At 71.2% G+C, this 24,186-nt stretch carries 25 protein-coding genes; 16 read left to right on the forward strand and 9 right to left on the reverse strand.

The features are described 5' to 3' along the window. Positions 1 to 14: 14 nt before the first annotated feature. The 3 genes from hmgA to IEX18_RS09230 are packed head-to-tail and all read left to right on the forward strand — an operon-like array spanning position 15 to position 2,934. Positions 15 to 1,292, forward strand: coding sequence for a homogentisate 1,2-dioxygenase (gene hmgA / locus IEX18_RS09220; protein WP_188658445.1), 1,278 nt, complete (start codon positions 15 to 17; stop codon positions 1,290 to 1,292). Continuing rightward, positions 1,289 to 2,575 (forward strand): fumarylacetoacetase, encoded by a 1,287-nt coding sequence (fahA, locus tag IEX18_RS09225; protein ID WP_188658447.1) that lies wholly within the window; start codon positions 1,289 to 1,291, stop codon positions 2,573 to 2,575. Before hmgA ends, fahA begins: the two co-directional genes overlap by 4 nt. After that, positions 2,572 to 2,934 (forward strand): Rieske (2Fe-2S) protein, encoded by a 363-nt coding sequence (locus IEX18_RS09230; protein ID WP_188658449.1) that lies wholly within the window; start codon positions 2,572 to 2,574, stop codon positions 2,932 to 2,934. Before fahA ends, IEX18_RS09230 begins: the two co-directional genes overlap by 4 nt. A gap of 3 nt (positions 2,935 to 2,937) precedes the next feature. On the opposite strand, the gene IEX18_RS09235 is transcribed toward IEX18_RS09230, so the two are convergent. Next, on the reverse strand, positions 2,938 to 3,624 hold the full coding sequence (locus tag IEX18_RS09235) for a murein L,D-transpeptidase catalytic domain family protein (RefSeq protein ID WP_188658451.1): 687 nt from the start codon (positions 3,622 to 3,624) through the stop codon (positions 2,938 to 2,940). Positions 3,625 to 3,835: 211 nt separating this feature from the next. On the opposite strand from IEX18_RS09235, the gene IEX18_RS09240 reads away from it, so the two are divergent. The 4 genes from IEX18_RS09240 (at position 3,836) to IEX18_RS09255 (ending at position 8,598) form a co-directional block, all read left to right on the forward strand. Continuing rightward, positions 3,836 to 4,417 (forward strand): L,D-transpeptidase family protein, encoded by a 582-nt coding sequence (locus IEX18_RS09240; protein WP_188658453.1) that lies wholly within the window; start codon positions 3,836 to 3,838, stop codon positions 4,415 to 4,417. Positions 4,418 to 4,835: 418 nt separating this feature from the next. Continuing rightward, positions 4,836 to 6,314 (forward strand): DUF4153 domain-containing protein, encoded by a 1,479-nt coding sequence (locus IEX18_RS09245; RefSeq protein WP_188658455.1) that lies wholly within the window; start codon positions 4,836 to 4,838, stop codon positions 6,312 to 6,314. 17 nt (positions 6,315 to 6,331) lie between these two features. Further along, positions 6,332 to 7,048, forward strand: a complete 717-nt coding sequence (locus tag IEX18_RS09250) for a response regulator transcription factor (RefSeq protein ID WP_229664471.1) — start codon at positions 6,332 to 6,334, stop codon at positions 7,046 to 7,048. Further along, a complete protein-coding gene (locus tag IEX18_RS09255) occupies positions 7,045 to 8,598 on the forward strand; it encodes a sensor histidine kinase (RefSeq protein WP_188658456.1) in 1,554 nt (517 codons plus the stop codon). The genes IEX18_RS09250 and IEX18_RS09255 overlap by 4 nt, the downstream gene beginning before the upstream one ends. A 77-nt stretch (positions 8,599 to 8,675) precedes the next feature. On the opposite strand, the gene IEX18_RS09260 is transcribed toward IEX18_RS09255, so the two are convergent. The 3 genes from IEX18_RS09260 to IEX18_RS09270 are packed head-to-tail and all read right to left on the reverse strand — an operon-like array spanning position 8,676 to position 12,819. Next, a complete protein-coding gene (locus IEX18_RS09260) occupies positions 8,676 to 10,202 on the reverse strand; it encodes a DHA2 family efflux MFS transporter permease subunit (RefSeq protein WP_188658458.1) in 1,527 nt (508 codons plus the stop codon). A gap of 14 nt (positions 10,203 to 10,216) precedes the next feature. After that, entirely contained in the window at positions 10,217 to 11,344 is a 1,128-nt protein-coding gene (locus tag IEX18_RS09265; protein ID WP_229664472.1) for an HlyD family secretion protein, read from the reverse strand. A 5-nt stretch (positions 11,345 to 11,349) separates the two neighbouring features. Beyond that, positions 11,350 to 12,819: an efflux transporter outer membrane subunit gene (locus IEX18_RS09270; protein WP_188658459.1), complete on the reverse strand. Its 1,470-nt coding sequence runs from the start codon at positions 12,817 to 12,819 to the stop codon at positions 11,350 to 11,352. A gap of 88 nt (positions 12,820 to 12,907) precedes the next feature. Between IEX18_RS09270 and IEX18_RS09275 the strand changes: the two genes are divergently transcribed. After that, positions 12,908 to 13,585 (forward strand): TetR/AcrR family transcriptional regulator, encoded by a 678-nt coding sequence (locus IEX18_RS09275; RefSeq protein ID WP_188658461.1) that lies wholly within the window; start codon positions 12,908 to 12,910, stop codon positions 13,583 to 13,585. Positions 13,586 to 14,035: 450 nt separating this feature from the next. On the opposite strand, the gene rpmB is transcribed toward IEX18_RS09275, so the two are convergent. Beyond that, positions 14,036 to 14,329, reverse strand: coding sequence for a 50S ribosomal protein L28 (rpmB, locus tag IEX18_RS09280; RefSeq protein WP_188658462.1), 294 nt, complete (start codon positions 14,327 to 14,329; stop codon positions 14,036 to 14,038). Positions 14,330 to 14,469: 140 nt separating this feature from the next. On the opposite strand from rpmB, the gene IEX18_RS09285 reads away from it, so the two are divergent. Continuing rightward, a complete protein-coding gene (locus IEX18_RS09285; protein ID WP_188658463.1) occupies positions 14,470 to 14,679 on the forward strand; it encodes a hypothetical protein in 210 nt (69 codons plus the stop codon). Positions 14,680 to 14,719: 40 nt separating this feature from the next. Continuing rightward, entirely contained in the window at positions 14,720 to 15,169 is a 450-nt protein-coding gene (locus tag IEX18_RS09290; RefSeq protein WP_229664473.1) for a nucleoside deaminase, read from the forward strand. Positions 15,170 to 15,308: 139 nt separating this feature from the next. On the opposite strand, the gene IEX18_RS09295 is transcribed toward IEX18_RS09290, so the two are convergent. Further along, entirely contained in the window at positions 15,309 to 15,986 is a 678-nt protein-coding gene (locus IEX18_RS09295) for a YiaD family glycine zipper/OmpA-like lipoprotein (RefSeq protein ID WP_188658464.1), read from the reverse strand. Between the two features lie 154 nt (positions 15,987 to 16,140). On the opposite strand from IEX18_RS09295, the gene IEX18_RS09300 reads away from it, so the two are divergent. Beyond that, positions 16,141 to 17,442, forward strand: coding sequence for a hemolysin family protein (locus tag IEX18_RS09300; RefSeq protein WP_188658465.1), 1,302 nt, complete (start codon positions 16,141 to 16,143; stop codon positions 17,440 to 17,442). A gap of 255 nt (positions 17,443 to 17,697) precedes the next feature. Here the strand turns inward: IEX18_RS09300 and IEX18_RS09305 are convergent, their stop codons facing one another. The 3 genes from IEX18_RS09305 to purD are packed head-to-tail and all read right to left on the reverse strand — an operon-like array spanning position 17,698 to position 20,440. Next, positions 17,698 to 18,444, reverse strand: a complete 747-nt coding sequence (locus tag IEX18_RS09305; RefSeq protein WP_188658466.1) for a helix-turn-helix domain-containing protein — start codon at positions 18,442 to 18,444, stop codon at positions 17,698 to 17,700. 12 nt (positions 18,445 to 18,456) lie between these two features. Next, positions 18,457 to 19,125, reverse strand: coding sequence for a helix-hairpin-helix domain-containing protein (locus IEX18_RS09310; protein WP_188658467.1), 669 nt, complete (start codon positions 19,123 to 19,125; stop codon positions 18,457 to 18,459). Positions 19,126 to 19,168: 43 nt separating this feature from the next. Then, positions 19,169 to 20,440 (reverse strand): phosphoribosylamine--glycine ligase, encoded by a 1,272-nt coding sequence (purD, locus tag IEX18_RS09315; RefSeq protein ID WP_188658468.1) that lies wholly within the window; start codon positions 20,438 to 20,440, stop codon positions 19,169 to 19,171. Between purD and xseA the strand changes: the two genes are divergently transcribed. From xseA to IEX18_RS09340, 5 genes are read left to right on the forward strand one after another with little or no spacing between them, the layout of a single operon-like run. After that, complete coding sequence (gene xseA / locus IEX18_RS09320; protein WP_188658469.1) at positions 20,439 to 21,806, forward strand: exodeoxyribonuclease VII large subunit; 1,368 nt, start codon at positions 20,439 to 20,441, stop codon at positions 21,804 to 21,806. The genes purD and xseA overlap by 2 nt on opposite strands. A 24-nt stretch (positions 21,807 to 21,830) precedes the next feature. Further along, the gene (locus IEX18_RS09325; protein ID WP_188658470.1) at positions 21,831 to 22,031 is read left to right on the forward strand and encodes a DUF2093 domain-containing protein; all 201 of its coding nucleotides are present in this window, start codon (positions 21,831 to 21,833) and stop codon (positions 22,029 to 22,031) included. Continuing rightward, the gene (locus IEX18_RS09330; protein WP_188658471.1) at positions 22,028 to 22,906 is read left to right on the forward strand and encodes a M23 family metallopeptidase; all 879 of its coding nucleotides are present in this window, start codon (positions 22,028 to 22,030) and stop codon (positions 22,904 to 22,906) included. The genes IEX18_RS09325 and IEX18_RS09330 overlap by 4 nt, the downstream gene beginning before the upstream one ends. After that, positions 22,906 to 23,541 carry a TIGR02466 family protein gene (locus IEX18_RS09335; protein ID WP_188658472.1) on the forward strand — a complete coding sequence of 212 codons (636 nt, stop codon included), beginning with the start codon at positions 22,906 to 22,908 and terminating at the stop codon, positions 23,539 to 23,541. The genes IEX18_RS09330 and IEX18_RS09335 overlap by 1 nt, the downstream gene beginning before the upstream one ends. Next, on the forward strand, positions 23,538 to 24,143 hold the full coding sequence (locus IEX18_RS09340; protein ID WP_188658473.1) for a hypothetical protein: 606 nt from the start codon (positions 23,538 to 23,540) through the stop codon (positions 24,141 to 24,143). Before IEX18_RS09335 ends, IEX18_RS09340 begins: the two co-directional genes overlap by 4 nt. Positions 24,144 to 24,186 lie beyond the last annotated feature (43 nt).

The following is a 24,186-nucleotide window of genomic DNA, read 5'->3' on the forward strand; positions in this document are numbered from 1 at the left end:
TCTTTGAGGTGAAGATGACCGACTACATCCCCGGCTTCGCCAACCATGTCTCGACCGAGGCCGTGCCCGGCGCGCTGCCGGTCGGGCGGAATGCGCCGCAGCGGCCCGCCTTCGGCCTCTATACCGAGCAGCTCTCCGGCACCGCCTTCACCGCCCCGCGGCACGAGAACCGGCGCAGCTGGCTCTACCGGATGCGGCCGACCGCCGAGCATCCCGCCTTCACCCGCTATGACGGCGCACCACGCTTCGCGCCCGGGACGAGCGACGCGCCGCTCGCCCCCAACCGGCTGCGCTGGGATCCGGTAGCGGAGCCGGCGCCCGGAACCGATCTGGTCGACGGCATGACGACGATGCTCGCCAATCGCGATCCCGCCGAGCTGGAGGGGGTCGCGGTGCACGTCTATGCCGCTAATCGCGACATGACGAACCGCGTCTTCGTCGATGCCGATGGCGAGCTCTTGTTCCTGCCGCAGGCGGGGCGACTGACGCTGCTGACCGAGATGGGCCGGATCGACATCGCGCCCGGGCAGGTCGCGCTGATCCCCCGCGGCGTCCGCTTCCGCGCGCTGCTGCCCGACGGGACGGCGCGCGGCTATGTCGCAGAGAATCACGGCGCGCTCTTCCGCCTGCCCGATCTTGGCCCGATCGGCGCCAACGGCTTGGCCAACCCCCGCGATTTCGAGACCCCGGTCGCCTGGTTCGAGGATCGCGATGCAGCCACCGATGTGATCCAGAAGTTCATGGGTTCGCTGTGGACGACCACGCTCGACCATTCGCCGCTCGACGTGGTGGCGTGGCACGGCAATCTCGCGCCGTGGCGCTACGACCTGTCGCGCTTCAACACGATCAACACCGTGTCGTTCGACCATCCCGATCCGTCGATCTTCACCGTGCTGACCAGCCCCAGCGACGTGCCCGGCCGCGCCAACGCCGATTTCGTGATCTTTCCGCCGCGCTGGATGGTGGCGGAGGACACGTTCCGCCCGCCCTGGTTCCACCGCAACGTGATGTCGGAGGCGATGGGGCTGATCCACGGCGCGTACGACGCGAAGGCGGAAGGCTTTCGCCCCGGCGGGCTGTCGCTGCACAATCTGATGGCCGGACATGGCCCCGACCACGCCAGCTGGCAGGCCGCGTCGCAGGCGGAGCTGAAGCCGCACCGGATCGAGGGGACGATGGCCTTCATGATCGAAAGCTGCTGGCCCTACCGCCCGACATCCTACGCGCTCGACCATGCGCAACTCGACTATGATGCCGTCTGGTCCGATTTCCCGAAAGCCGTGCTGCCATGATCGACGAGACCCACGACCCAGACCTGCGCTGCTGGGTGGAGAGCGCGGCGGGACATGCCGAGTATCCCGTCCAGAACCTGCCCCTCGGCATCTTCGCGCCAGCCGGCGGCGCGCCGCGGCCGGGCATCGCGATCGGCGACCGGATCCTCGACCTGCAAGCCGTCGCTGCGCTGCTGCCCGATGCCCCCGCACGCGCATTGGGCGGCGCGACCCTCAACCCCCTGTTCGCGCTCCCCGCCGCCGACCGGCGCGCGCTGCGCCGCCGCGTCTCGGCGCTGCTGAGCGACGAGGGGCAGCGCGATGTGGTCGAGCCGGCGCTGCACCGCGCCGCCGACTGCACGCTCCACCTGCCCGCGGCGATCGGCGATTACACCGACTTCTATGTCGGCATCCACCACGCGACCAATGTCGGCCGCCAGTTCCGGCCGGACAACCCGCTGCTGCCCAACTACAAATGGGTGCCGATCGGCTATCACGGCCGCGCCTCGTCGGTCCGGCCCTCGGGCGAGCCGGTGATCCGGCCGCGCGGCCAGCGCAAGCCGCCCCAGGCGGACGCGCCCGACTACGGCCCCACCCGCCGCCTCGACTATGAGCTGGAGCTGGGCGTCTGGATCGGCCGCGGCAATGCGTTGGGCGAGCCGATCCCGATCGCGGAGGCGGGCGAGCACATCGTCGGCCTGTCGCTCCTCAACGACTGGTCGGCGCGCGACTTCCAGGCCTGGGAGTATCAGCCGCTCGGGCCCTTTCTTGCCAAGAACTTCCACACCAGCGTCAGCCCCTGGGTGGTGACGGCGGAGGCGCTGGCCCCCTTCCGCATCGCCCAGCCGCCGCGGCCGGACGGCGACCCCGCGCCGCTGCCCTATCTGGCCGACGCGGCGGATCAGGCGCGGGGCGCGCTGGCGATCGAGCTGGAAGTCCATCTCTCCACTGCCGCGATGCGCGCACAGGGTACGCCGCCGCACCGCCTCAGCCGCGGTCCCGCGTCGAACATGTACTGGACGATCGCGCAGATCGTCGCCCATCACGCGTCGAACGGCTGCGACCTGCGGCCGGGTGACCTGCTCGGCACCGGCACGATCTCCGCGCCGACGGATGACGGGCTCGGCAGCCTGTTGGAGATCAGCCGCGGCGGCACGGCGCCGATCGCACTTCCCGGCGGCGAGACGCGCAGCTTTCTGGAGGATGGCGACGAGCTGATCCTGTCCGCCCATGCCGCAGCCGAGGGCTATGTACCGATCGGCTTCGGCGAGTGCCGCGCGCGCATCGCACCGGCGCGAGGGTGAGCGAGGTCGCGCGCCTCTACGCCACGCCCGCCGGGGTGGCGCTCGGCCCGCTGGACCTGATCCCGGACGGCAAGGCGCGCGGCTTCGTTCTGGAAATGCGCGCGGGCCGGTTCCACGGCTTCGTCGTCCGGCAGGGGGAGGCCGTGCATGGCTATGTCGACCGCTGTCCCCATGTCGGCTTTCCGCTGGCGCAGGCGCTGGACGACTATCTGACGCCGGACGGCGGGCTGATCGCCTGCACCTGGCACAGCGCCCTGTTCCGGATCGCGGACGGCGCCTGCGTCGGCGGGCCGTGCATGGGCCAGTCGCTCACGCCCTGGCCGGTGGCGGTGCAGGGCGGAACCCTCACCACCGCCTGACCGTCACACCTTGGCGGCGTAGATCATCCGCCCCTGGCCCAGCCGGGCGAACACCTGGTCGAGGTCCCGCTCGCCCACCGCGAAACAGCCCTGGCTGCGGCCCAGCATCCCGTGGGTGCGCAGCATGTCGGGATTCGCATACCAGGCCGAATGGACCACGATCGCGCGACCCAGCGCATTGCTGTTGGTGGGGTCGAGCCCGATCAGCCGCTGCGAGCGGCCGTGCTTGCCGACATAATAGTCGCTGGTGAGAAAGGCGCCCTCGCACGAGGCGTTGGAGCCGAAATCGTTGGAGAAGCGCTTCAGATAGCCGGTATGCGCCGGATCGGAGCCGCTGCCGTGCGCGACGAGCAGCGCGCTCGACCGGCCATTGACCAGATCGACGAAGTGGAAGCGCGGCTGGGCGGAGCCGGTGGCGAAATCGACGATCGCCATCCTGTCGCGCTGGACCTGGCCGCCATGCTGCTGGAGCGCGGCCATGGCGCGCCGGAGAAGCTCCGGGCGGATCGGGTTGGCGGAGACCAGGCCCGGCACCGCGGCGCCCGCCGGCGCGGCCGGCTGGGGCTGGATCGGCAGGCTGAGCCGACGGGTGAACCCGTGCACCGCGCCCGGCACCGCCAGCGCCCCGGCAAGGGTCAGGCCATTCTTCAAAAGCGCGCGCCGACTGCGCGCGGCAGGCTGTTCGTGCATCGACATTCCGGATCGTGAAGATGATCCCCCAGTGCCGGCCTCTATAGCACGGAAAAGGGTTAACATCCGCCCCGCATCGGCTTTGGTTGCATGTTCAAAACCTCCGCTGGTCGCGACGCGTTAACGGTTCGCCGCGTCGACAATGCGATGGCACCAAATCCGACGAGGCGCGTTGAAATCATCGAAAGGGTATTGACAAAGAGGGTCTGTTATGAAGCGCGCCTTGTTCCTTGCTCTGGCGACGATGGCGATGGTGCCGGCCGCCCCGGCATTCGCGGCGGCGGGAAGCGATGCCGCGATCGAGGAAGCGGCCGAAACGCTGACCCCCAACGCCTATGTCTGGAAGGACGATGCCAGCTCCGCCGAACCGGTGACGGTGGTCGTCAGCATTCCGCAACAGCGCGCCTTCGTCTATCGCGGCGAGACGCTGGTCGCCGCGTCGAGCGTGTCGACGGGCAAGGACGGGAAGGAGACACCGACCGGCATCTACCCAATCCTGCAGAAGAACCAGAACCACAAGTCGAACCTCTACGACAGCGCGCCCATGCCCTTCATGCAGCGGCTGACCTGGGACGGGATCGCCCTGCACGCCGGTCGCAATCCCGGCTTCCCCGCCTCGCACGGCTGCGTCCGCCTGCCGGCCGGGTTCGCCAAGAAGCTGTTCGAGACGACGCAACTGGGCACGACCGTGGTGGTGACCGACGCGTTCGTCAGCGGCACGCGGCTGGATCCGGAACTGCTGGTGACCGACGAGATGCGCGCCAATCAGGCCCAGATCGCCGCCCTGCCGTAAGGCGTCGATCTGCCATGTTTCACGCTGAACCGGCGTCATCGCAGCGAAGGCGAAACCTTTGCGAAAGTCGCGACGGCAACCTCCCATCCGTCATTCCGGACTTGTTCCGGGATCTACCGTTCCGCCAAAGCAACAGCTTGTGCGTTTGCCGCGCCGTGGATGCCGGAACAGGTCCGGCATGACGGGGTGAGTTTCACAGAGGTTTCGCCTTCGCACGAACGACGGACGAGCGCGTGTCCGTCATGCCTTCGTCGGGATGACGATTGTCGCCCACGCATCAAACCAGGCCGGGCCGGTAGTGGCTGCAATCTCACCACCCACCCGCGCCACCTCCTGCACCGCTTCTGCACGACATCCACCACAGCATCCCCATATCGGACCACTACCCCCCTCCCCGATCACAGGGAGGCTTCGTTCCATGCGCTTCGGTTTCTGGTGGAAAGTCGCGGTCGCCGCGATGCTGGTGGGGCTGCTCGACCGGATCGTCGCCTTCGAGGTCGAGGGCATCGGCCTCGGCATGCTGGCGGGCGGGTGGCTGATCGGGGTGGTGGCTGCCCGCGCCGATGTGCGACGACGGCGACTGGCATGGGCAGGCCTGGCCGCTGCGGCGTGGTTAGCGCTCAGCCTGGCCGACGATCCGGGTCCGCTCGCCTGGCTGCTCTTCTGGGTCGCCCTCTCCTTCGCGACGCTCGCCCCGCGGACGACGCGGTTCGACGATGCGTGGCGATGGTCCGCACGCCTCGCCGTGCACGGACTGACCGGCCTGTTCCGCCCCGTCATCGACGCCGCCGCGCTGCTCCGCAGCCAGAAGCGGATCCGGATCGGCGGTCGCGCCGTCGCCGCGACGCTGGCGCTGCCGGCGATCGGCGGGACGCTCTTCCTCCTGCTCTTCGCCGCCGCCAATCCGCTCATTGGCCAGCTGCTCGCCGCGCTCCGCCTGCCGCCCGTGTGGCGGATCCTGCTCTGGGGCTTCGCGCTGCTCTTCGTCTGGGCGAGCCTGCGCCCGCATCCCCTCGCCATCCGCATCGCGCACCGGCTGCCGGAACCCGAGCCGTTGCTGCCGGGCACCTCGCTGCCCTCGGTCCTGATCGCGCTGGCGCTGTTCAATGCGCTGTTCGCGGTACAGAATCTGCTCGACATCCTGTTCCTGTGGAGCGGCGCCCCGCTGCCCGCGGGCACCAGCCGCGCCGGCTATGTCCATCAGGGCGCCTATCCGCTGATCGTCACCGCGCTAATCGCCGGCGTGATGGCGCTGGCGATGCTGCGCCCCGGCAGCCCCGCCGCCGATGATCGCCGCGCGCGCCTGCTGGTGACGGTCTGGGTCGGGCAGAATTTGATCCTCGTCGCCTCCAGCGCGCTGCGCACGCTCGACTATATCGCCGCCTCGATGCTCACCGCCTGGCGGATCGCGGCGCTGGTCTGGATGGCGCTCGTCGCCCTCGGGCTGCTCTCGATCGGCTGGCGGATCGCCAAGGGTCACAGCGCGCGCTGGCTGGTAAATCTCAACGCCGGCGCGGCGGCGCTGGTGTTGGCGGCCTGCGCGATGCTCGATCTCGGCGCGCTCGTCGCCGCGTGGAACGTGCGCGCCGCCGATCCCGCGCGGGTCGACCTTTGCTATCTGCGCAATGTCGGCGACGGCGCGCTGCTGCCGCTGATCGCGCTGGAGGCGCGCACCGCCGATCCCGCGACGCGAGACGGCATCGCCTATATCCGGGCGGAAATGCTGCAACGCCTCGCGACGCGGCAGGCGGACTGGCGGCAATGGACCCCGCGCGGCGCGCGGCGGCTCTCGGCGGCGCAGGCGGCGCTCGGTCCGCGTCCGTCGCCGCCCCTGTCCCTGCCCAAGGGCAAGACCCGCGACTGCAACGGCGCGATCGTCGACGCGCCCTGGTCTTGACCCGCGGGAGACGAGCGATGATCCCCTGTCCCATGCCGCGCACCATCCTGATCGCCGACGACGATGCGCATATCCGGCAGCTGCTCGTCTTCGCGCTCGCCAAGGCGGGGCTCGACACGGTCGAGGCGGAGGATGGCGAGGCGGCGCTCGCCGCCGTGGCGGCGGGGGGCGTCGATCTCGTGGTGCTCGACATCAACATGCCGCGGCTCGACGGGATCGAGGTGTGCCGCCGCCTGCGCGCCGCGGGCGAGCTGCCGATCCTGTTCCTGTCGAGCCGCGACGACGAGATCGACCGGGTGCTGGGGATCGAGCTCGGCGCGGACGACTACGTCACCAAGCCCTTCTCCCCGCGCGAGGTGGTGGCCCGCGTCACCGCGATCCTGCGCCGCACCGCCGCCCGGCCACCCGCCCCAGCCGGCGCGACCGCGCCGCTCCGGCACGGCCGGCTCACCCTCGATCCCGATGGCTGGCAGGCGGCGTGGGACGGCCGGGAGGTGCCCTTGACCGTGACGGAGTTCGGCATCCTGCGCACGCTCGCCGCGATGCCGTCCAAGGTGTTCAGCCGCGACGCGATCATCGACCGGCTGCATGGTCCCGGCTTCGCCATCACCGACCGCACGGTCGACAGCCATGTCCGCAACCTGCGCGGCAAGTTCGCGCGCGCGGGCGCCGAGGACGTGATCGAGACGCGGCCCGGCATCGGCTATCGGCTCGGCAGCTGCGGGGCGGGATGATCGAGCCGTTCAAGCGCGTCGTCCGGCGCCACTGGCCGCGGCTGCGGCTGCGCACGATCCTGCTCCTCACCTTCACCTTCGTCGCCGCGCTGCCGGGCTTCGGCGCGCTGTTCCTGCGGGTGTACGAGAATGCGCTGGTCCGCCAGACCGAGGCGGAGCTGGTGGCGCAGGGCAGCGCGCTGGCGGCGATCGCGGCGGTCGAGTGGCCCGGCGGCGGCGCGCTGCCGGTTCGGGCGCCGCCCGAGCTCGGATCGATCGATCTCAGCCTGACGCCGATCCTGCCCGAGCGCCCCGACCCGCTGCCCGATCCATCCGCCGGGAGCGAGGACGCCGGATGGAGCGCGAAGCTCGCCCCCGTCCTACGCCAGACCGCGCGCACGACGCGCGCGAGCATCGCCCTGCTCGACAGAGGCGGCCGCATCCTGATCGGTCCCGCGCCGGGCAGCTGGGCCATGCTGCCGGAAGTGCGCGCCGCGCTCGCAGGGCGGCCGGCGACCGTGCTCCGCCGCAACGATGCCTATCGCCAGCACTACCCGCTCGAATGGCTGAGCCGCGCGTCAGACCTGCGCATCCATCATGCCCGGCCGGTGCTGGTCGGCGGAAAGGTGGTCGGCGTGATCCTCCTGGCGCGCACCCCGCGCGCGCTCGTCACCGGGCTGATGGCGGACGGCGGCAAGATCGCGATCGGCATCGTCCTGATCTTCGCGACGCTGGTGGCGCTGAGCGGATTGCTGTCGCGCGGGATCGTCCGCCCGGTCGAGGCGCTGGGCGCGGCGACGCGGGCCGTGGCATCTGGCAAGGGCGGCACGGTCGATCCGCCGCCGACCACCGCTGCGGTCGAGATCCAGGCGCTCTATCGCGACTTCGCGACCATGGCAGAGGCGATCGAGCGGCGTTCGCGCTATGTGCGCGACTTCGCGCATGCGGTCAGCCACGAGTTCAAGACGCCGCTCGCCGGGATCGGCGGTGCAATCGAGCTGTTGCAGGACCATCCCGACATGGCCGCGGCCGATCGCGCGCGCTTCCTGTCCAACATCGCCGCCGACGCCGTGCGGCTGCACCAGCTGACCAGCCGGCTGCTCGATCTGGCGCGCGCGGACATGGCTGCGGCGGATGCGGGGGCCGCCACCGATCTGGCCGGCGCGCTGAGGCGGGTCGCCGACGCCCACCGCGCATCCGGCTTTGCGATCGCGCTGCAGATCGCGCCGAACCTGCCACCCGCCGCCATCCCCGCCGTGGCGGTGGAGGCGGTGGTGACCGCGCTGGTTGAGAACAGCCGGCAGGCGGGGGCCGGAAGCGTGTCGCTCGCCGCCGCGCGCGAGGGCGCACGGATCGTCCTGACCGTCGCCGACGACGGGCCGGGCATCCCGACTGGCGACCGTGGCCGCATCTTCGAACCCTTCTTCACCGCCCGCCGGGCGCAGGGCGGGACCGGCCTCGGCCTGCCGATCGCGCGCTCGCTCTTGCAGGCGCATGGCGGCGCGATCGATCTGGTCGACACGACCGAAGGCGCGACGTTTCGCGTGACGCTGGAGGCGGTGGCGGGGTGAAGTCGCTATCCTAGCCCTCCCCTGAAGGGGAGGGGGGTGGCTCGGCCACATATCGTGTCACCACACCCGTCCACACCTCAATGCGCCGCGCCGGCCTCCACCGGCCGGCGCGGGCGGCGGGCCGCCCAGATCAGCATCGCCGACAGGGCGAAGATGATCGCGGACACGAGGAAGACGTGGTTGATCGCCAGCGCCGCGCTTTCCTGATTGACCGTCCGCTCCACCGCCAGCCGCACCTGCTCGAGCGAGAAGCCGTTGTTCTGCAACGCGGTCGCGGTCGCATCCGTATGCATCCGCGCGACGATTTCCGACCGGGCGACGGTGGTCTGGTTGGCGAAGTCGGTGGTCGAGATGGCGGTGCCGATCGCGCCCGCCATGGTCCTGAGAAAGCTCATCACGCCCGCCGCCGACGCCGTCTCGCCCGGTGCCACCGCGCCGAGCGCGATGGTGGTGACCGGGATGAAGAAGAAGGGCATGCCGATGCCCTGCAGCATCTGCGGGATCGCCAGCGTCCAGAAATCCGATCCGCTCGTCCAGTGGACGCGCAGCAGCGCGGTGAAGCCGAGCCAGGCGATGCCGAAACAGACCAGCCCGCGCGGATCGACCCTGTTCACCAGCCGTGCGACGACCGGCGCCATGATCACCGCGCCGACGCCGGAGAAGGCGGTGACGTAGCCGGCATTGGTCGCCGTATAGCCCATCGTCGCCTGCAACCATTGCGGGATCAGCACGGCCGAGGCGAAGAAGGTGCCATAGGTGAAGGCGAGCGCCAGCACCGCGACGGTGAAGCCGCGATGGCGGAAGACGCGCAGGTCGACCACCGGACGCCGGTCGGTCAGCTCCCACGCCACGAACACCGCGCAGCCGATCGCGGCGACGATCGCCAGCCAGACGATCGTCGCGTCGGCGAACCAGTCATGCTCGCGCCCGATATCAAGCATGATCTGGAGCGCGCCGATCCACAGGACCAGCAGCATCAGCCCGATCAGGTCGATGCCCATCGCCTGCACCTTCGTCTCCACCTGGCGCAGCAGCCGCCCCGCGCCGATCGTGCAGACGATCGCGACCGGAATGTTGATGAAGAAGATCCAGTGCCACGACCAGCTGTCGCTGATCGTCCCGCCCAGGATCGGCCCCAGGATCGGCGCGACGACCGTGGTCATCGCCCACAGGCCCATCGCCTGCCCATGCTGCTCCTTGGGAAAGATGCGCAGCAGCAGCGTCTGGGTCAGCGGCATCAGCGGGCCGCCGCACAGCCCCTGGCCGATCCGGCACACGACCAGCATCGGCAGGCTGACCGACAGACCGCACAGGATCGAAAAGGCGCCGAAGCCGATCACGCCCCAGGTGAAGGTGCGCACCGCGCCGAACCGCCCCGCCAGCCAGCCGGTCAGCGGCACGCAGATCGCCTCCGCCACCGCATAGGAGGTGATGATCCACGTCCCCTGGCTCGACGAGATGCCAAGCGAGCCGGCGATGTGCGGCACCGAGACGTTGGCGATGGTCGTGTCGAGCACCACCATGAAGTTGGTCAGCGCCAGCACCAGCCCCGCGACGATCAGCCGGGCGCCGGTGATCGGCGGAAAGTCGTCGGCTCCGGCCATCGCCCGAACTCCCTTCAGTCCTGCGCCTTGACGTCGATCTCGGCGGTCATCGACAGGCCGACGCGCAGCGGATGCGCGGCCAGCTCCTTCGGGTCCAGCCGGATGCGGACGGGCAGGCGCTGCACCACCTTGATCCAGTTGCCGGTCGCGTTCTGCGCCGGGATCAGCGCGAAGGCGGAGCCGGTGCCGCCGGCGAAGCCCGCCACCCGGCCATGATATTCGACGCCGCCGCCATAGAGGTCGGAGGTCAGGGTGACGCGCTGGCCGGGACGCACCCGCTCCAGCTGGCCTTCCTTGAAGTTGGCGTCGACATAGACCTGGTCGATCGGCACGATCCGCATCACCGTGGTGCCGGCGGCGACGCGCTGGCCGACCTGGATGCTGCGGCTGGCGACGACGCCGTCGACCGGCGCGCGGATCACGGTGCGTTGCAGGTCGAGCTGCGCCTGCCGCACTTTCGCCTCCGCCGCCAGCACGTCGGGCGCGGTCGCGGCGGTGGTGCCGCGGATCAGCGCCTCGTTGGCGGCCAGGTTGCCGCGTGCGGTGCCGCGCTGCGACTGCGCCTGGCGCAGGGCCGCGCGCGCCTGCGCCAGCCCGGCCTGCGCGGCGGCGAAGGCGTTGGTGGCGCTGGTCAGCTCGTCGCCCGACACCGCACCCTGCGGGGCCAGCCTGGTACGGCGGTCGAGATCGACCCGCGCCTTGGCGAAGGCAGCCTCGGCCGACTGGACGGTCGCGCGCGCCGCGGCGATGTCGGCGTCGCGCGCCTCCACCTGCGCGTCGAGCGCGTCGCTGCTCGCTGCGGTCTGGCCGAATTGCCGCCGCGCCTTGGCAAGGTCCGCCTGGGCGGAGGCGAGCGCGATCCGCGCGTCGCTGTCGTCGAGCCGCACCAGCACGTCGCCGCGCCGGACGCGGTCGGTATCCGACACCGTCACCGCCACCGCCTGTCCGGCGACCATCGGCGTGATCTGCGCGGTATCCGCGCCGACATAGGCGTTGTCGGTCTCGATATGGAAGCGCCCCGCGAGCGCGTACCAGATGCCATAGACCAGCCCGATCGCCAGCACGGCGATGGCAATGCCGGTCAGCGCCTTGCGGCGCTTGCCGTTCTTCGGCTGAACGATGTCGGAAGTGCTGTCGGTCACGGCGGTCAGTTCCTGCTGGTCCGGGTGGCGAGCTGGGGCGCGGTGAAGCCGCCGCCCAGCGCCCGGACTAGGGCGATATCGAGGGAGAAGCCGCGCGCCTGGAGGTCGGCGACGCTGCGCCGCGCCTCCAGCACCCGGTCCTGCGCGGCGAGCACGTCGAGGAAGCGCGACAGCCCCCCTTCGTAGCGGAGCCGGGCGACGCGATAGGCGGCTTCGGAATCGGCGAGCGCGCGGCGCGATTCGTCGAGCTGCACGCCGAGCGAGCGGCGGCTGGCGAGCGCGTCGGCGACGGCGCGATAGGCATCGGTGACGGTACGGTCGTAGGAAGCGACCGCCTCGTCATAATCCGCCCGCGCGCCGCGATAGCGCCCCTGCAGCTCGCCGCCGCGGAAGATCGGCAGGCTGAGCGCCGGCCCCGCGGTGCCGAAGGTCGATCCGCCCTTCAGCAGATTGCCGAGGCCCAGCGATTGCAGACCGACGATCGCCGACAGGTTGATCGCGGGATAAAAGTCCGCCCGCGCCACCTTGATGCGGCTCGCGGCGGCCTCGACGCGGGCGCGGGCGGCGACGATGTCCGGACGGCGGCCGATCAGGTCCGTGGTCAGCCCGGCGGGGACGCCCTGCACCGAGGCGGGGAGCGCCGGCGCGGCGATGTCGAGCCCGCGGTCCGGTCCCTTGCCGAGCAGCGCCGCCAGCCGGTTGCGGGTCAGCGCGATCTGTTCGTCGGTGGCGGCGATCGCCGCGCGACCGGCCGGTACCGCGGCATCCGCCTGCTTCTGCTCGGCCTGGGTGTCGAGGCCGTTGGCGACGCGATCGGCCGTCAGCTTCTGCGTGCCCTGCCGCACCTCCAGCGCATTCTGCTGGATCGCGCGCACGGCATAGAGCGCGGCGAGATCGGCATAGGCGCCGGCAATCCCGGTCGTCAGCGTCAGCGCGGCCTGTTCGCGATCAAGCCGCGCCGCCTCCGCATCCGAGCGCGCGGCCGCGAACGCGGCGCGGTTGCGGCCCCACAGATCGAGATCGAAGCCGAGATCCGCCTCGAGCCGGCCGGTGTCGTTCCACCCTTTCGGGACGAAATCCGCCGGAATGCCGTTGTTATAGCTCTGCTTGGTCGCGCCGACCGTCGCGCCGACGTCGAGCGACGGCAGCCGCGCCGCGCCGGCCTGTTCGGCCAGCGCATCGGCGCGGCGCACGCGCGCCAGTGCGGCGGCAAGGTCGGGCGAACCGGCCAGCCCCTCGGCGATCAGGCCGTCGAGCTGCGGATCGCCATAGCTGTGCCACCAGTCGGCGACGGGCCATGCGGCCGGCGCATCGCCGTCGGCGCTCAGGCTGCGGGACGCGGCGAAGCTGTCGGGCGTGCGCACCTCCGGCGCGGCGCCGAGATGCGGCACGGCGGCGCACGCGCCGAGGTCCAGGGCCAGCCCGAGCAGCGCCACCGGTGCGGCGATCCGTGGGAGAGAGAAGCGACGGTCCATGGCAAAAGCCGTACTGTTGGGTACAGGTGCGCCAAGTGGTCCCGCCGGTGCGGCTTGTCAATGGGAAACTGTACCCTATAGTACGCAGATGCCACCGGAGATTGCTGACCCCTGCGCCACCCGACGCGAGCAGCGCAAACAGGACCGCCGCCAGGCCATTGTCGATGCGGCGAAGATCTCGTTTCTCGAAGACGGCTATGCGGCGACGTCGATGTCCGGACTGCTCAAGACGCTGGGCGGGTCGAAGGCGACGCTGTGGAGCTATTTCCGCTCGAAGGAAGAGCTGTTCGCCGCGGTGATCGCCGACCTGACCCAGGCGTCGCGACTCGAGATGGCGGAGGCGCTGTCGACCGCGACCGAGCTGGAACCCGCGCTGACCGCCTATTGCCGCAGCCTGATGCGCAAGCTCAACAATCCCGATTCGATTGCCACCTACCGGCTGGTCGTCGGCGAGAGCGGGCGGTTTCCGGAGGTCGGCCGGATCTTCTACCAGCAGGCGGTCGAGCCGACCCGGGCGCGGCTCGCGGCCTTCCTGGCCGACCATATCGCCGCGGGATGGCTGCGCGACTCGGGCCCCGCCCATATGGCGGAGGTCCTGAGCAACATGAGTGCCGGCCCGCACACGCGGCTCTTGTGGAACAACCGGACGATGACCGCGGCGGAGATGGACGAGAACGCCACGCGCGTCGCCCGCTGCTTCCTCCGCGCCTTCGCGCCCGATCCGTCACAGGGCGGGCCGCTGCGGAACTTTCAGCCGGTGGGGTGAGGCGGGACGACTCGAAATGTCCCGAGGGCACCCTTCCGGATTCGAGTATCATGCAGCCATTCTGAACCGTCGCCCGGCGCAGGCTGGCGCCTCATGCGGTCCCTGCCGTGCGCCATCACCGGCAGCCGGACACCTCTGCACTAGCCAATCTTGCGTCATCGCCGCGAAGGCGAGACCTCTGCGAAAGTGACCTCGTCATGCCGGACCTGTTCCGGCATCCACGGCGCGGCAAGCGCACATGCTATGGTATCCGCGGAACGGTGGATCCCGAAACCAGTCCGGGATGACGACTGGGAGGGGTTGCCGTCGCGGCTCTCGCAAAGGTCTCGCCTTAGCCGGGATGACGCGGGAATGCCCGGCAAAACGACACGACGAAACCCCCGCCGGCAAGGCCGGCAGGGGCGATGTCCACGCAATTCGCAGCAGCCCCGGAAGGGGGCCGCCTGCGAATCAGGCCGCGACGGCGGCGCGCTTCTTGAGGATGTCGCGCTTCAGGCGGCGGCAGCGCAGCGACAGTTTGTCGTCGCTGGTCTTCACCAGCCAGTTGTCGAGACCGCCATTGTGCTCGACCGAGCGCAGGCCGTGGGTCGAGACGCGCAGGCGCACGCCGGTTTCCAGCGCGTCGGACAGCAGGGTGACGTTCTGCAGGTTCGGCAGGAACGTGCGCTTGGTCTTGTTGTTGGCGTGGGAAACGTTGTTCCCCACCTGCCGGCCCTTGCCGGTCAGCTCGCAAATGCGCGACATGATCGAATATCCTGGTTTCGGGGTTTGCCCGGAAAGGCCGCGCGCTTAGCGAAGGCTGGCGGGCACGTCAACATCCACGCCATGCAACGGCCCGCCGCGCGCGGCGTTATCCTGGCGTAACAACCGGAGAGGGAACGTCCATGCGCGCGCTGTTGGTCATCCTGGCTGTCGTCATCCTCGGGGTCGCGGTGGCGATGCATTTCCAGCTGATCTCGATCGACCAGACCCGCCCCGCGGTGGTGCAGGCGCCTGCGTTCAAGGCGGATGTCGCCCGCGTCTCGGTCGGGACGGAGAACAAGACGGTGGCGGTTCCCACGGTCGAGGTGGAGCGTCCCGCCAACGCCAATTGAGGCTTTGACAGGCGCGTCGCGCGCGCGGCAGGGCGGCGCGATGATCCCGCTGCCCCCGCCGATGCGCCGCGCGCTCGATGCCGCTGCCGAGGCGGCACGCGCGGGCGAGGTGCCGGTGGGCGCAGTGGTGATGCGGGGCGATTCGGTGATCGCGGTCGCGGCCAATTCCCCGCGCGCGCTCCACGATCCCACCGCCCATGCCGAGATGCTGGCGATTCGCGCCGCCGCCGCCGCGCTGGGCGACGATCGTTTGCAGGACTGCGACCTGTGGGTGACGCTGGAGCCCTGCGCCATGTGCGCGGGGGCGATCGCCCATGCACGGCTCCGCCGCCTCTTCTACGCCGCCAGCGATCCCAAGGGCGGCGCGGTCGAGCACGGCCCGCGCCTCTTCGCCCAGCCGACCTGCCACCACCGGCCGGACGTCTATCCGGCGATCGGTGAGGCAGAGGCCGCCAGGCTGCTCAGGGACTTCTTCGCCGCGCGGCGGTAGGCCGCGATCCATTCAGACCAGTCCGTCATCCCAGCGAAGGCTGGGATCTCCCGGTTGTTGCGCGGGACAAAAGCCGCAAAAGGCCCCAGCCTGCGCTGGGGCGACGGGTGCGGCCAATTGGCTCAGCTTCGAGACGTCATTACCGCGCGACGTCGCTCTGCGTCACCGGCACGATCTTGATCTCGACCCGGCGATTCGCCGCCCGGCCCTCGTCGGTATCATTCGACGCGATCGGCTGCGTCTCGCCATAGCCGCGCGTGCCGATCCGGGCGCTCTGCACGCCATGGCTCGCCAGATAGTCGGCGACCGAGGTCGCGCGCCGCTCCGACAGCGTCTGGTTATAGGCGTCGCTGCCCGTCGAATCGGTGTGGCCGTACACGTCGACATAGGTCTGGTTGTATTCGGCGAGCGTGTCCGCGACCTGGTCGAGCGTCCGGCGGAACTGCGGCTGCACGTCCGCACTGTCATAGGCGAAGGTGATGCCCGACGGGATGTTGAGCACCAGATCGTCGCCGCGACGGATCACCTGCACGTCGGTGCCCGCGGTCCGCTCGCGCAGCGCCCGCTCCTGCCGGTCCATATAGGCGCCGATCCCTGCCCCGGCGAGGCCGCCGATCCCGGCGCCGACGATCTTCTCGGTCCGGTCGCGCCGCCCGCCGACCACGTCGCCCAGCAGATAGCCGCCGAGCGCCCCGCCGATCCCGCCGATCGCCGCCTTGGAGATGCGCCGCTGCCCCGTCTCCGGGTCGGTGGTGCAGCCCGCCGTGGCGAGGGTGGAGGCCGCCGCGGCGGCGAGGAGAAGACGCTGGATACGCATGCACTGCCCTTTTGCTGTCAGACCGGATCAACCCGGCCGCACCGGTCCTAGTTCCCCGCCGCGGCGAGGCCGGTCCCGCAACGAAATTACGCACCCCGCACACGCATGGTTGTCGCGCGCCGCTTTTGCCGCCATTACAGGTGCGCACACGCCGATGGCACCCCTTCCCCCCTTTCCCTGGATCGATGTCGCGATCATCCTGGCGCTGGTCGCGCTGAACGGCGTGTTCGCGATGAGCGAGCTCGCCCTTGTCTCGGCGCGCAAGGCGCGGCTGGAGGCGATGGCGCGTAGCGGTCGCGGCGGCGCGCGCGCGGCGATGACGCTCGCCGCGGATCCGGGCAAGTTCCTCTCGACCGTGCAGATCGGCATCACCCTGATCGGCATCCTCGCCGGCGCCTATTCGGGGGCGAGCCTCGGCACTCCTACCGCGGCGAGGCTCCAGGCGGCGGGCGTTCCGGCGGAGGCGGCGCAGTCGCTCGGCTTCGCGCTCGTCATCGGCCTCACCACCTTCGCCTCGCTGATCGTCGGCGAGCTGGTGCCCAAGCAGATCGCGCTCCGCTCGCCCGAGGCGGTGGCCTCGGTCGTGGCGCGGCCGATGGGCTGGATCGCGAAGATCACCGCGCCGCTCGTCTGGGTGCTCGATTCGTCGAGCGCGCTGATCTTCAAGCTCCTGCGGCTCGACCGCGACGGCGACGAGCAGGTGACGGCGGAGGAGCTCCAACTGATCGTCGCAGAGGCGTCCAAGTCCGGCGTGATCGAGGAGCATGAGCGCTCGATCATCTCCGGCGTCGTCCGCCTCGCCGACCGGCCGGTGCGCGAGGTGATGACGCCGCGCACCGAGGTCGACTGGCTCGACTGTCGCGCCGATCCCGCCGCGATCCGCGAGAAGCTGAGCGTCAGCCAGCACACCCGCCTGCCGGTCGGCGACGGATCGATCGACTCGGTGCTCGGCGTGGTCCAGGCGCGCGACATCGCCGCGGCGCTGCTGCGCGGCGAGCCGCTCGACCTGCCGCGGCTGATGCGCAAGGCGCCGGTGGTGATCGACCGGCTCGATGCGCCCGACGCGCTGCTCGCCCTGCGCGGGGCGGAGGTGCCGATGGCGCTGATCCACGACGAATACGGGCATTTCGAAGGGATCGTGACGCCCGCCGACCTGCTCGCGGCGATCGGCGGCGCCTTCGCGTCGGACGCCGATCCCGACGAGGCGCCCGACGTGGTCGTCCGCGACGACGGATCGCTGCTCGTCGCCGGCACCATGGCCGCGGACGCGCTCGCCGAGCGGCTGGGCATCGACCTGCCCGAAGACCGCGACTACGCCACCGTCGCCGGCCTCGCCCTCGCCATCCTCCGCCGCCTGCCGGGCGAGGGCGAGAGCTTCGTCGAGCAGGGCTGGAAGTTCGAGATCGTCGACCTCGACGGCCGCCGGATCGACAAGCTGCTGGTCAGCGTGGCGTAATCTCGCCGGTGGCGGCCGGTCGGACCGCATTCTTGCACTTGCGACCGTCCTCATCGGCCCGGCGCGGGCCGGATCTTGGCAAACCTCATCCGTCATGCCGGGCTCGTCCCGGCATCCACGGCCCCGCACGCGATCAAGCCATTGTTTGTGCGGCACGGTGGACCCCGGAACAGGTCCGGGGTGACGGAACGCTATGCACCGAACCGGCCCGGGCAAAGGTCGCGCGAGGCCGGGATGGCGAGGGGGCGAAATGCCTTACCACGCCGCGCTCGTGAAAGTCAGCGTATGCGGTTCGGCCGCCGCGCCGTTCGTGCCACGGAAATTTCTGTACGTGTCGTCGTTGAACCAAACCTCGTACCGCCGACCGGCGTCCGCGCGGCAGCGATAGACGAAGGTGCGGCCGTCGCGCAGCAAGCGAGGCTTGCCGATGCAATCGGGGAATGTGCCCGCGACGCGCTGAACATAGGAGAAGCTGTCCGGCTGCATCGCTCGATCGTATCGTACGACGAGATCGAATTCGCCGGCCGGAATCGAGGCGCCAGCGCGCGGTTCGGTCGCGATCACGCGCGGGCGTGAGGTCGGTGCATCGACGGGCGGCACGATGGCACGATCGGGCGAAAGCCAGAAGGCGGCAGCGGTGACGGTCAGGAACAGCATGAGCGAGACTCCGGCGATCAGGATCGGCCACCACCAGGCGGTGACAGCCCGCGAGACGGGCCGCGGCCCTGCCAGCCGATCCTCCCCGCCCTGAGCGAGCCCCATTGGCTCGGGCCCCAACAATTGAGGCACCGCCCCGGCCAGTCGCCGGGCCGCCTCCCGGCTGGTCGTCGCGCCGAGCTTGCGGCGCGCGCCCAGCAAGCGGTCGTTGACCGTATGGACGGAGATGCCGAGCGCCTGGGCCGCCGACTTGGCGTCGTGGCCCCGGGCGATCAGCGTCAGCACCTCGCGCTCGCGCGGGCTCAGCCGATCAAGCGCGGAGTCGGTCCGGTCGGCCGTATCCACAGGCGGGTCGGATCACAGCCGCCCGAACACCGCCTCGAACCCCGCCCGGTCGCCGGCGGCGAGGAAGCGGGATTGTTCGATCCAGCGGTCGCGCGCCATGCGGCCGGCGAAGGGGCCGAGCTGCGCGTCGAGCGCCGCCGCCTCGTCGTCCGTGAGGGCCGCCATCTGGCCGACCGTGGTGATGCCGAGCCCGGCAAGCCGATCGGCGAGCTTGGGGCCGAGCCCCTTGAGCTGGGTGATCGGCCCATCCGCCGGACTGGCGCTGCTGCCGGGCTCCGTCGCGGCCGGTATGTCGGCGGCGACGCTGGCGGGGCTCGCATCCATCGGCGCCGCCGCCGCGATCGGCTCGTCGGCGAGCGGCGCGGGATCGACCGGCATCGGCTCGTCCACCGCCGCTTCCACCGGTGCAGGCGGCGGCGGCGCGGCATCGGCGATCGCCGGCGTCTCCTCGCGCAGCGGACCCGGCTCCGGCACGCTCGGGGTCAGCCCGACCTCCGCCGCCCGCTCCTCGACCGCCCGCTTGGCCTCGACCCGCTGGCGCTTGCGCCGCGCGCCGGCGACGATGATCGCGATGGCGGCGATCGCGACGATCGCCATCAGCACGATATGGATGCTGGTGATCGCGGCGATCCCGTCGGGCAGCAGGCTGGAACCGGGGGCGGAGGCGGTGCTGTCGTTCATGCCATTATCCTAAAGCGGCAGGCGGTGCCCGCAAAGCGGGGTTTCAACCCTGTTCGCGAGCGATCTCGCGCCAGCCGATGTCGCGGCGGCAGAAACCCTCGGGCATGACGATCCGATCCACCGCGCGATAGGCCGCCGCCTGCGCCGCCGCGACGCTGGGTCCCGCCGCCGTCACCGCCAGCACCCTCCCGCCCGCGGCGACGAGCCCGCCCTCCGCGCCGGTCGCGGTACCCGCCTGGAAGACGACGGCGCCGTCCGCCTCCGCCGCCTCGATCCCGGCGATCGCCCCGCCCTTCTTCGGCTCGCCCGGATAACCCTGCGCGGCCATCACCACGGTCAGCGCGCAATCGGCGGAGAAGACCGGCGCAGCCTCGCCCGCCAGCCGCCCTTCCGCCGCCGCCAGCATCAGCGCGACCAGATCGCCCTGGAAGCGGAGCATCAGCACCTGCGTCTCCGGGTCGCCGAACCGGGCATTGTATTCGATCAGCTTCGGCCCCTGCGGCGTCAGCATCAGCCCGGCATAGAGCACGCCGACGAACGGCATCCCGTCGGCCCGCAGCGCCTCAACGGTCGGCCGCACGATCGTGTCGATCGCCTGCGCCTCCAGCGCCGGGGTCAGCACGCGCGCCGGGCTATAGGCGCCCATGCCGCCGGTGTTCGGCCCGGTATCGCCCTCGCCGACGCGCTTGTGGTCCTGCGCCGAGCCGAAGGGGGCGAGGTGCGTGCCGTCGGTCAGCACGAACAGGCTCGCCTCCTCGCCGGTCAGGAACTCCTCGATCACCGCCTCGCCGCCCGGTTCGGCGAAGAGCGCGTCGATCGCCGCCAGCGCCTCGTCGCGGGTCATCGCCACGGTCACGCCCTTGCCCGCGGCGAGGCCATCGGCCTTGATGACGACCGGCAGGCCGAAGGTGCCGCCGAGCGCGGCCACCGCCGTGTCGCGATCGGTGACGCGGATATAGCCGGCGGTCGGGATGCCCGCGCGCGCGCACAGATCCTTGGTGAAGCCCTTGGAACCCTCCAGCCGCGCCGCCGCCGCCGATGGCCCGAACACCGGCACGCCCGCCATCCGCAGCGTGTCGGCAAGCCCGTCGACCAGCGGCGCCTCCGGGCCGATCACCACCAGCCCGATCGCCTGCTCGCGGCAGAAGGCCGCAACCGCGCCATGGTCCGCCGCATCGAGCGCCACCAGCGTGGCGTGCCGCGCGATGCCGGGGTTGCCGGGCGCGGCGAAGAGCGTATCGAGGGTCGGCGATTGGGCCAGCTTCCACGCCAGCGCGTGCTCGCGGCCCCCAGAGCCGATCAACAGGACGTTCATGCCGGATCCCTTTTCAGACGAACCGCGGCTGGTAGCGGAGGACATGCCGGGCGACAACGCGCTGACGCTGTCGGTCGGCGAACTGTCCGGCCGGCTGAAGCGGATGGTGGAGGGCGAGTTCGGCCATGTCCGCCTGCGCGGCGAGATCTCCGGCTACAAGCGCGCCGCCTCGGGCCATGCCTATCTGTGCCTCAAGGACGAGGCGGCGGTGATCGACGGCGTGATGTGGAAGGGCGCGGCCGGCGCGCTCGCCTTCGCCCCGCAGGACGGCATCGAGGTGGTCGCGACGGGCCGTCTCACCACCTATCCCGGCCGCTCCAAATATCAGGTGGTGATCGAGCGGATGGAGCTGGCCGGCGCCGGCGCGCTGATGGCGCTGCTGGAGAAGCTGAAGGCGCAGCTCGCCGGCGAGGGGCTGTTCGATCCCGCGCGCAAACGGCCGCTTCTTTACCTGCCCCGCGTGATCGGCGTCGTCACCTCGCCCACCGGCGCGGTGATCCGCGACATCCTGCACCGGCTGGAGGATCGCTGCCCCACCCATGTCCTCGTATGGCCGGTCAAGGTGCAGGGCGAGGGCGCGGCGGCCGAGGTGGCGGCGGCGGTGCGCGGGTTCGATGCGATCGCGCCCGGCGGCCCGGTTCCCCGCCCCGATCTGGTCATCGTCGCGCGCGGCGGCGGCTCGATCGAGGATCTCTGGGCCTTCAACGAGGAAGTGGTGGTCCGCGCGGTCGCGGCCTGTTCGATCCCGATCATCTCCGCGGTCGGGCACGAGACAGATACCACCCTGTGCGACCATGCCGCCGATCGCCGCGCCCCCACCCCCACCGCCGCGGCCGAGATCGCGGTGCCGGTGCTCGCCGAGCTGCGCCATACCGTCGCCACCCATGCCGCGCGCACCAACCGCTGCGCGAACCGCTATGTCGAGCGCGGGCGAGAGCGGCTGGCGGCGCTCGCCCGGCTGTTGCCGAAGCGCGATGCGCTGCTGGGGCCCCAGCGCCAGCGCGCGGACGAGGCGGGTGCGCGGCTCGACCGCGGCCTGTCGGCGCGGGTCGCGGGTGCGCGGGGGCAGCTCGCCCATGCGGCCGGCGCGCTGCGGCCGGCGGTGCTGGCACGCCAGCTCGACACGGCCAGGGGCCGGCTCGACGCGACCTGGCGGCTGGTCCAGTCGCTCAATCCGGACCGGGTGCTGGAGCGCGGCTATGCCCGCGTCACCGCGCGCGCGGGCGGCGAGACGCTGGCCGGGGCGGCGGCGGCGCGGGCGGCGGGCGCCGTGACGCTCCACTTCCGCGACGGCGCCGTCGACGCGCGGGTTGAGCGACCGGCGACGAAAACCTATGTTCCCCCCGAGCAGCCCAGCCTGCTGTAACCCTGCCGGAATGTGTCCAGAACGATGCTGATGTCGAACACCGATCGCCCCGCGCGCCTTCATTACATGGCGAACGGCTTCCGCGTCCTGTCGCCGGGCGACCATGTCGTCTGCGCCGAGAGCGGCACGCGGATCGCGCTCGACGACCTGCGCTACTGGAGCGTCGCGCGCCAGGCCGCCTATGCCAGCGCGCAGATCGCCAGCGAGGCGCTGGCGCCGCGATGAGGGTTGCGGGCGGCCTCGCCCTTGCCCTGCTGGCCGCCGGCTGCGTCGCTCCCACCGGGCCGCCCCCCGCACCGGGGCCCCGGCCCGTTTCGCCCGCTCCCGCCCCGACGACGGCCCCTGCCCCGCCGGCCATCGAGGGCATGGCGGTCCAGGGCGGCCTCGTCGCCGGCCGTGCGCAGCCCGGCGCGATGCTGACGCTCGACGGCAAGCCGGTGCGAGTCGCGGCGGACGGCCGCTTCATCCTCGGCTTCGATCGCGACGCGGCTCCTTCCGCCCTCCTCGTCCAGCAGGCCAGCGGCGCCCCGCCCGCCGAGGTCCGCATCAGCGTCGCCCCGCGCGCCTGGCGGCTCGAGCCGGTCGATGCTCCCTATCGCGCCGGCCGCACCAGCGCAGAGTTCGACGCGCTGCGCCCCGCCGAGCTGGCCCAGATCACCGCCGCCCGCACCCGCCAGACCGATGCCGCGGGCTGGCGCCAGCGCTTCGCCTGGCCCGCCCATGGCCGGCAGTCGGGCTGGTTCGGCGCACAGCGCATCTATCAGGGCAAGCCGGGCAGCTATCATTCGGGCGCCGACGTCGCGGTGCCGACCGGCACGCCGGTCGTCGCGCCCGCCGACGGCGTCGTCATCCTCGCGACGCCCGCGCCCTTCACGCTGGAGGGCAACCTCCTCCTGATCGATCACGGCATGGGCCTGTCGAGCGCGCTGATGCACCTGTCGCGGATCGACGTGGCGGTGGGCGACCATGTCCGACAGGGCCAGCCGGTCGCCCTGTCCGGCGCCACCGGCCGGGCGACCGGGCCGCACCTGCACTGGGGACTGACCTGGCAGGGCGCACGGCTCGACCCGCTGCTGGTGGTGGGGGCGGAGCCGGAGTGATGGCGGCCCGGATCGTCACCCTGTTCCAAACGCCCGTTTACACCATCGCGTTGCCCGATGCGGCCGCACTTAACCCGCCGCTGCGTGCGGCGATCGCCACCGAGCGGCAGCGGGTCCTCGGGGTGTCCAAGTCAAACGTAGGCGGGTGGCAGTCGACCGACGACATGCTCCGCTGGGGCGGCGACGCGGCGGCCGTCCTTGCGGCGCAGTGCGTCGCAGCCGCCGAGCGGATGACCGCCGATCCGAGCGGCCGGCCGGCTTCGGTCCGCTGGCAGCCGGAAATGTGGGCGAACGTCAATCGTGCCGGCGATTCGAACCAGAGCCACTGGCATCCCGGATCCTATCTGTCCTTCGTCTACTATGTCGACGACGGCTATGCCGGGTCCGGCGACCGGCAACTCGGCGGGGAACTGGTGTTCGTCGATCCGCGCATGCCCTTCCTCCGGATGCGGACGCCCGACCTGCGCCACCGTGTCGCCAATGGCGCGGTCGAGGAACACGAGACCTGGGTGCGGCCCTTTTCCGGCCTGCTGATCGCTTTCCCGTCCTTCCTCGCCCATTCGGTGCGCCCCTATCGTGGCGAGGCGGAGCGGCTATCGATCGCGATCAACCTCGTCGCACGACCGCCAGCATGACCAGCCCGCCCGCCATCCATGTCGAACCGTTGTTTGCCACACCGGTGATCCTCGACCGGCCGGACGCCGTACCGATCGATCGCGGAGCGACCATGCGGCAGGTCGAGGCAGCACTGCGGCAACAGGGCCGATCGTCGGCCGCGATCGCTCCCGGACCGGCGGTGCAGCCGATAATCGACCATGCGGTCGGGCTGGCGAACCGTGCGACCGCACAGACGAACGGCGCCGGACCGATCCACTGGCACGCCGCCGTCACCGGCCATGCCGCCGACGGCCACCACGGCCTCCCCATCGCTCCGGAATATGAGGCCTTCTGGAAGGCTCTCTTCGTTCTGGGGGACGGGCAGGGGGCGGAGGCTTCCGGCCGGATCGTCTTGGCGGACCCCCGCCTGCCGGCCCCGATGATGGAAGCGGCAAATGTCCGGTTGCGCCTTCGCCTCGACAATCCCGGTGCCATCTATGCGCCGGAGGTGAGCTTGCCCGCCGCAGCGGGCGACATGGTCCTGATGCCGGGCTGGCTAGGCGGTCGCTGGCACCCCGCACCGGGCCACGATCGCACGCTGCTCCTGTCGATCACGCTCCTCGCTCCACTGTCCCGCTGACCGCTGGCGCCGCGCGTCGCCAAGAAGACGTCTTGCTTCGGTC

Source organism: Sphingomonas metalli (assembly GCF_014641735.1).
GTDB lineage: Bacteria > Pseudomonadota > Alphaproteobacteria > Sphingomonadales > Sphingomonadaceae > Sphingomonas > Sphingomonas metalli.

Bases quoted from the DNA above. Each gene is read 5' to 3' on its own strand.
- hmgA (WP_188658445.1), top strand. From the start codon at position 15: ATGACCGACTACATCCCCGGCTTCGCCAACCATGTCTCGACCGAGGCC.
- fahA (WP_188658447.1), top strand. From the start codon at position 1,289: ATGATCGACGAGACCCACGACCCAGACCTGCGCTGCTGGGTGGAGAGC.
- IEX18_RS09235 (WP_188658451.1), bottom strand. From the start codon at position 3,624: ATGCACGAACAGCCTGCCGCGCGCAGTCGGCGCGCGCTTTTGAAGAAT.
- IEX18_RS09240 (WP_188658453.1), top strand. From the start codon at position 3,836: ATGAAGCGCGCCTTGTTCCTTGCTCTGGCGACGATGGCGATGGTGCCG.
- IEX18_RS09245 (WP_188658455.1), top strand. From the start codon at position 4,836: ATGCGCTTCGGTTTCTGGTGGAAAGTCGCGGTCGCCGCGATGCTGGTG.
- IEX18_RS09250 (WP_229664471.1), top strand. From the start codon at position 6,332: ATGATCCCCTGTCCCATGCCGCGCACCATCCTGATCGCCGACGACGAT.
- IEX18_RS09255 (WP_188658456.1), top strand. From the start codon at position 7,045: ATGATCGAGCCGTTCAAGCGCGTCGTCCGGCGCCACTGGCCGCGGCTG.
- IEX18_RS09260 (WP_188658458.1), bottom strand. From the start codon at position 10,202: ATGGCCGGAGCCGACGACTTTCCGCCGATCACCGGCGCCCGGCTGATC.
- IEX18_RS09270 (WP_188658459.1), bottom strand. From the start codon at position 12,819: ATGGACCGTCGCTTCTCTCTCCCACGGATCGCCGCACCGGTGGCGCTG.
- IEX18_RS09275 (WP_188658461.1), top strand. From the start codon at position 12,908: ATGCCACCGGAGATTGCTGACCCCTGCGCCACCCGACGCGAGCAGCGC.
- rpmB (WP_188658462.1), bottom strand. From the start codon at position 14,329: ATGTCGCGCATTTGCGAGCTGACCGGCAAGGGCCGGCAGGTGGGGAAC.
- IEX18_RS09285 (WP_188658463.1), top strand. From the start codon at position 14,470: ATGCGCGCGCTGTTGGTCATCCTGGCTGTCGTCATCCTCGGGGTCGCG.
- IEX18_RS09290 (WP_229664473.1), top strand. From the start codon at position 14,720: ATGATCCCGCTGCCCCCGCCGATGCGCCGCGCGCTCGATGCCGCTGCC.
- IEX18_RS09295 (WP_188658464.1), bottom strand. From the start codon at position 15,986: ATGCGTATCCAGCGTCTTCTCCTCGCCGCCGCGGCGGCCTCCACCCTC.
- IEX18_RS09300 (WP_188658465.1), top strand. From the start codon at position 16,141: ATGGCACCCCTTCCCCCCTTTCCCTGGATCGATGTCGCGATCATCCTG.
- IEX18_RS09310 (WP_188658467.1), bottom strand. From the start codon at position 19,125: ATGAACGACAGCACCGCCTCCGCCCCCGGTTCCAGCCTGCTGCCCGAC.
- xseA (WP_188658469.1), top strand. From the start codon at position 20,439: ATGCCGGATCCCTTTTCAGACGAACCGCGGCTGGTAGCGGAGGACATG.
- purD (WP_188658468.1), bottom strand. From the start codon at position 20,440: ATGAACGTCCTGTTGATCGGCTCTGGGGGCCGCGAGCACGCGCTGGCG.
- IEX18_RS09325 (WP_188658470.1), top strand. From the start codon at position 21,831: ATGCTGATGTCGAACACCGATCGCCCCGCGCGCCTTCATTACATGGCG.
- IEX18_RS09330 (WP_188658471.1), top strand. From the start codon at position 22,028: ATGAGGGTTGCGGGCGGCCTCGCCCTTGCCCTGCTGGCCGCCGGCTGC.
- IEX18_RS09335 (WP_188658472.1), top strand. From the start codon at position 22,906: ATGGCGGCCCGGATCGTCACCCTGTTCCAAACGCCCGTTTACACCATC.
- IEX18_RS09340 (WP_188658473.1), top strand. From the start codon at position 23,538: ATGACCAGCCCGCCCGCCATCCATGTCGAACCGTTGTTTGCCACACCG.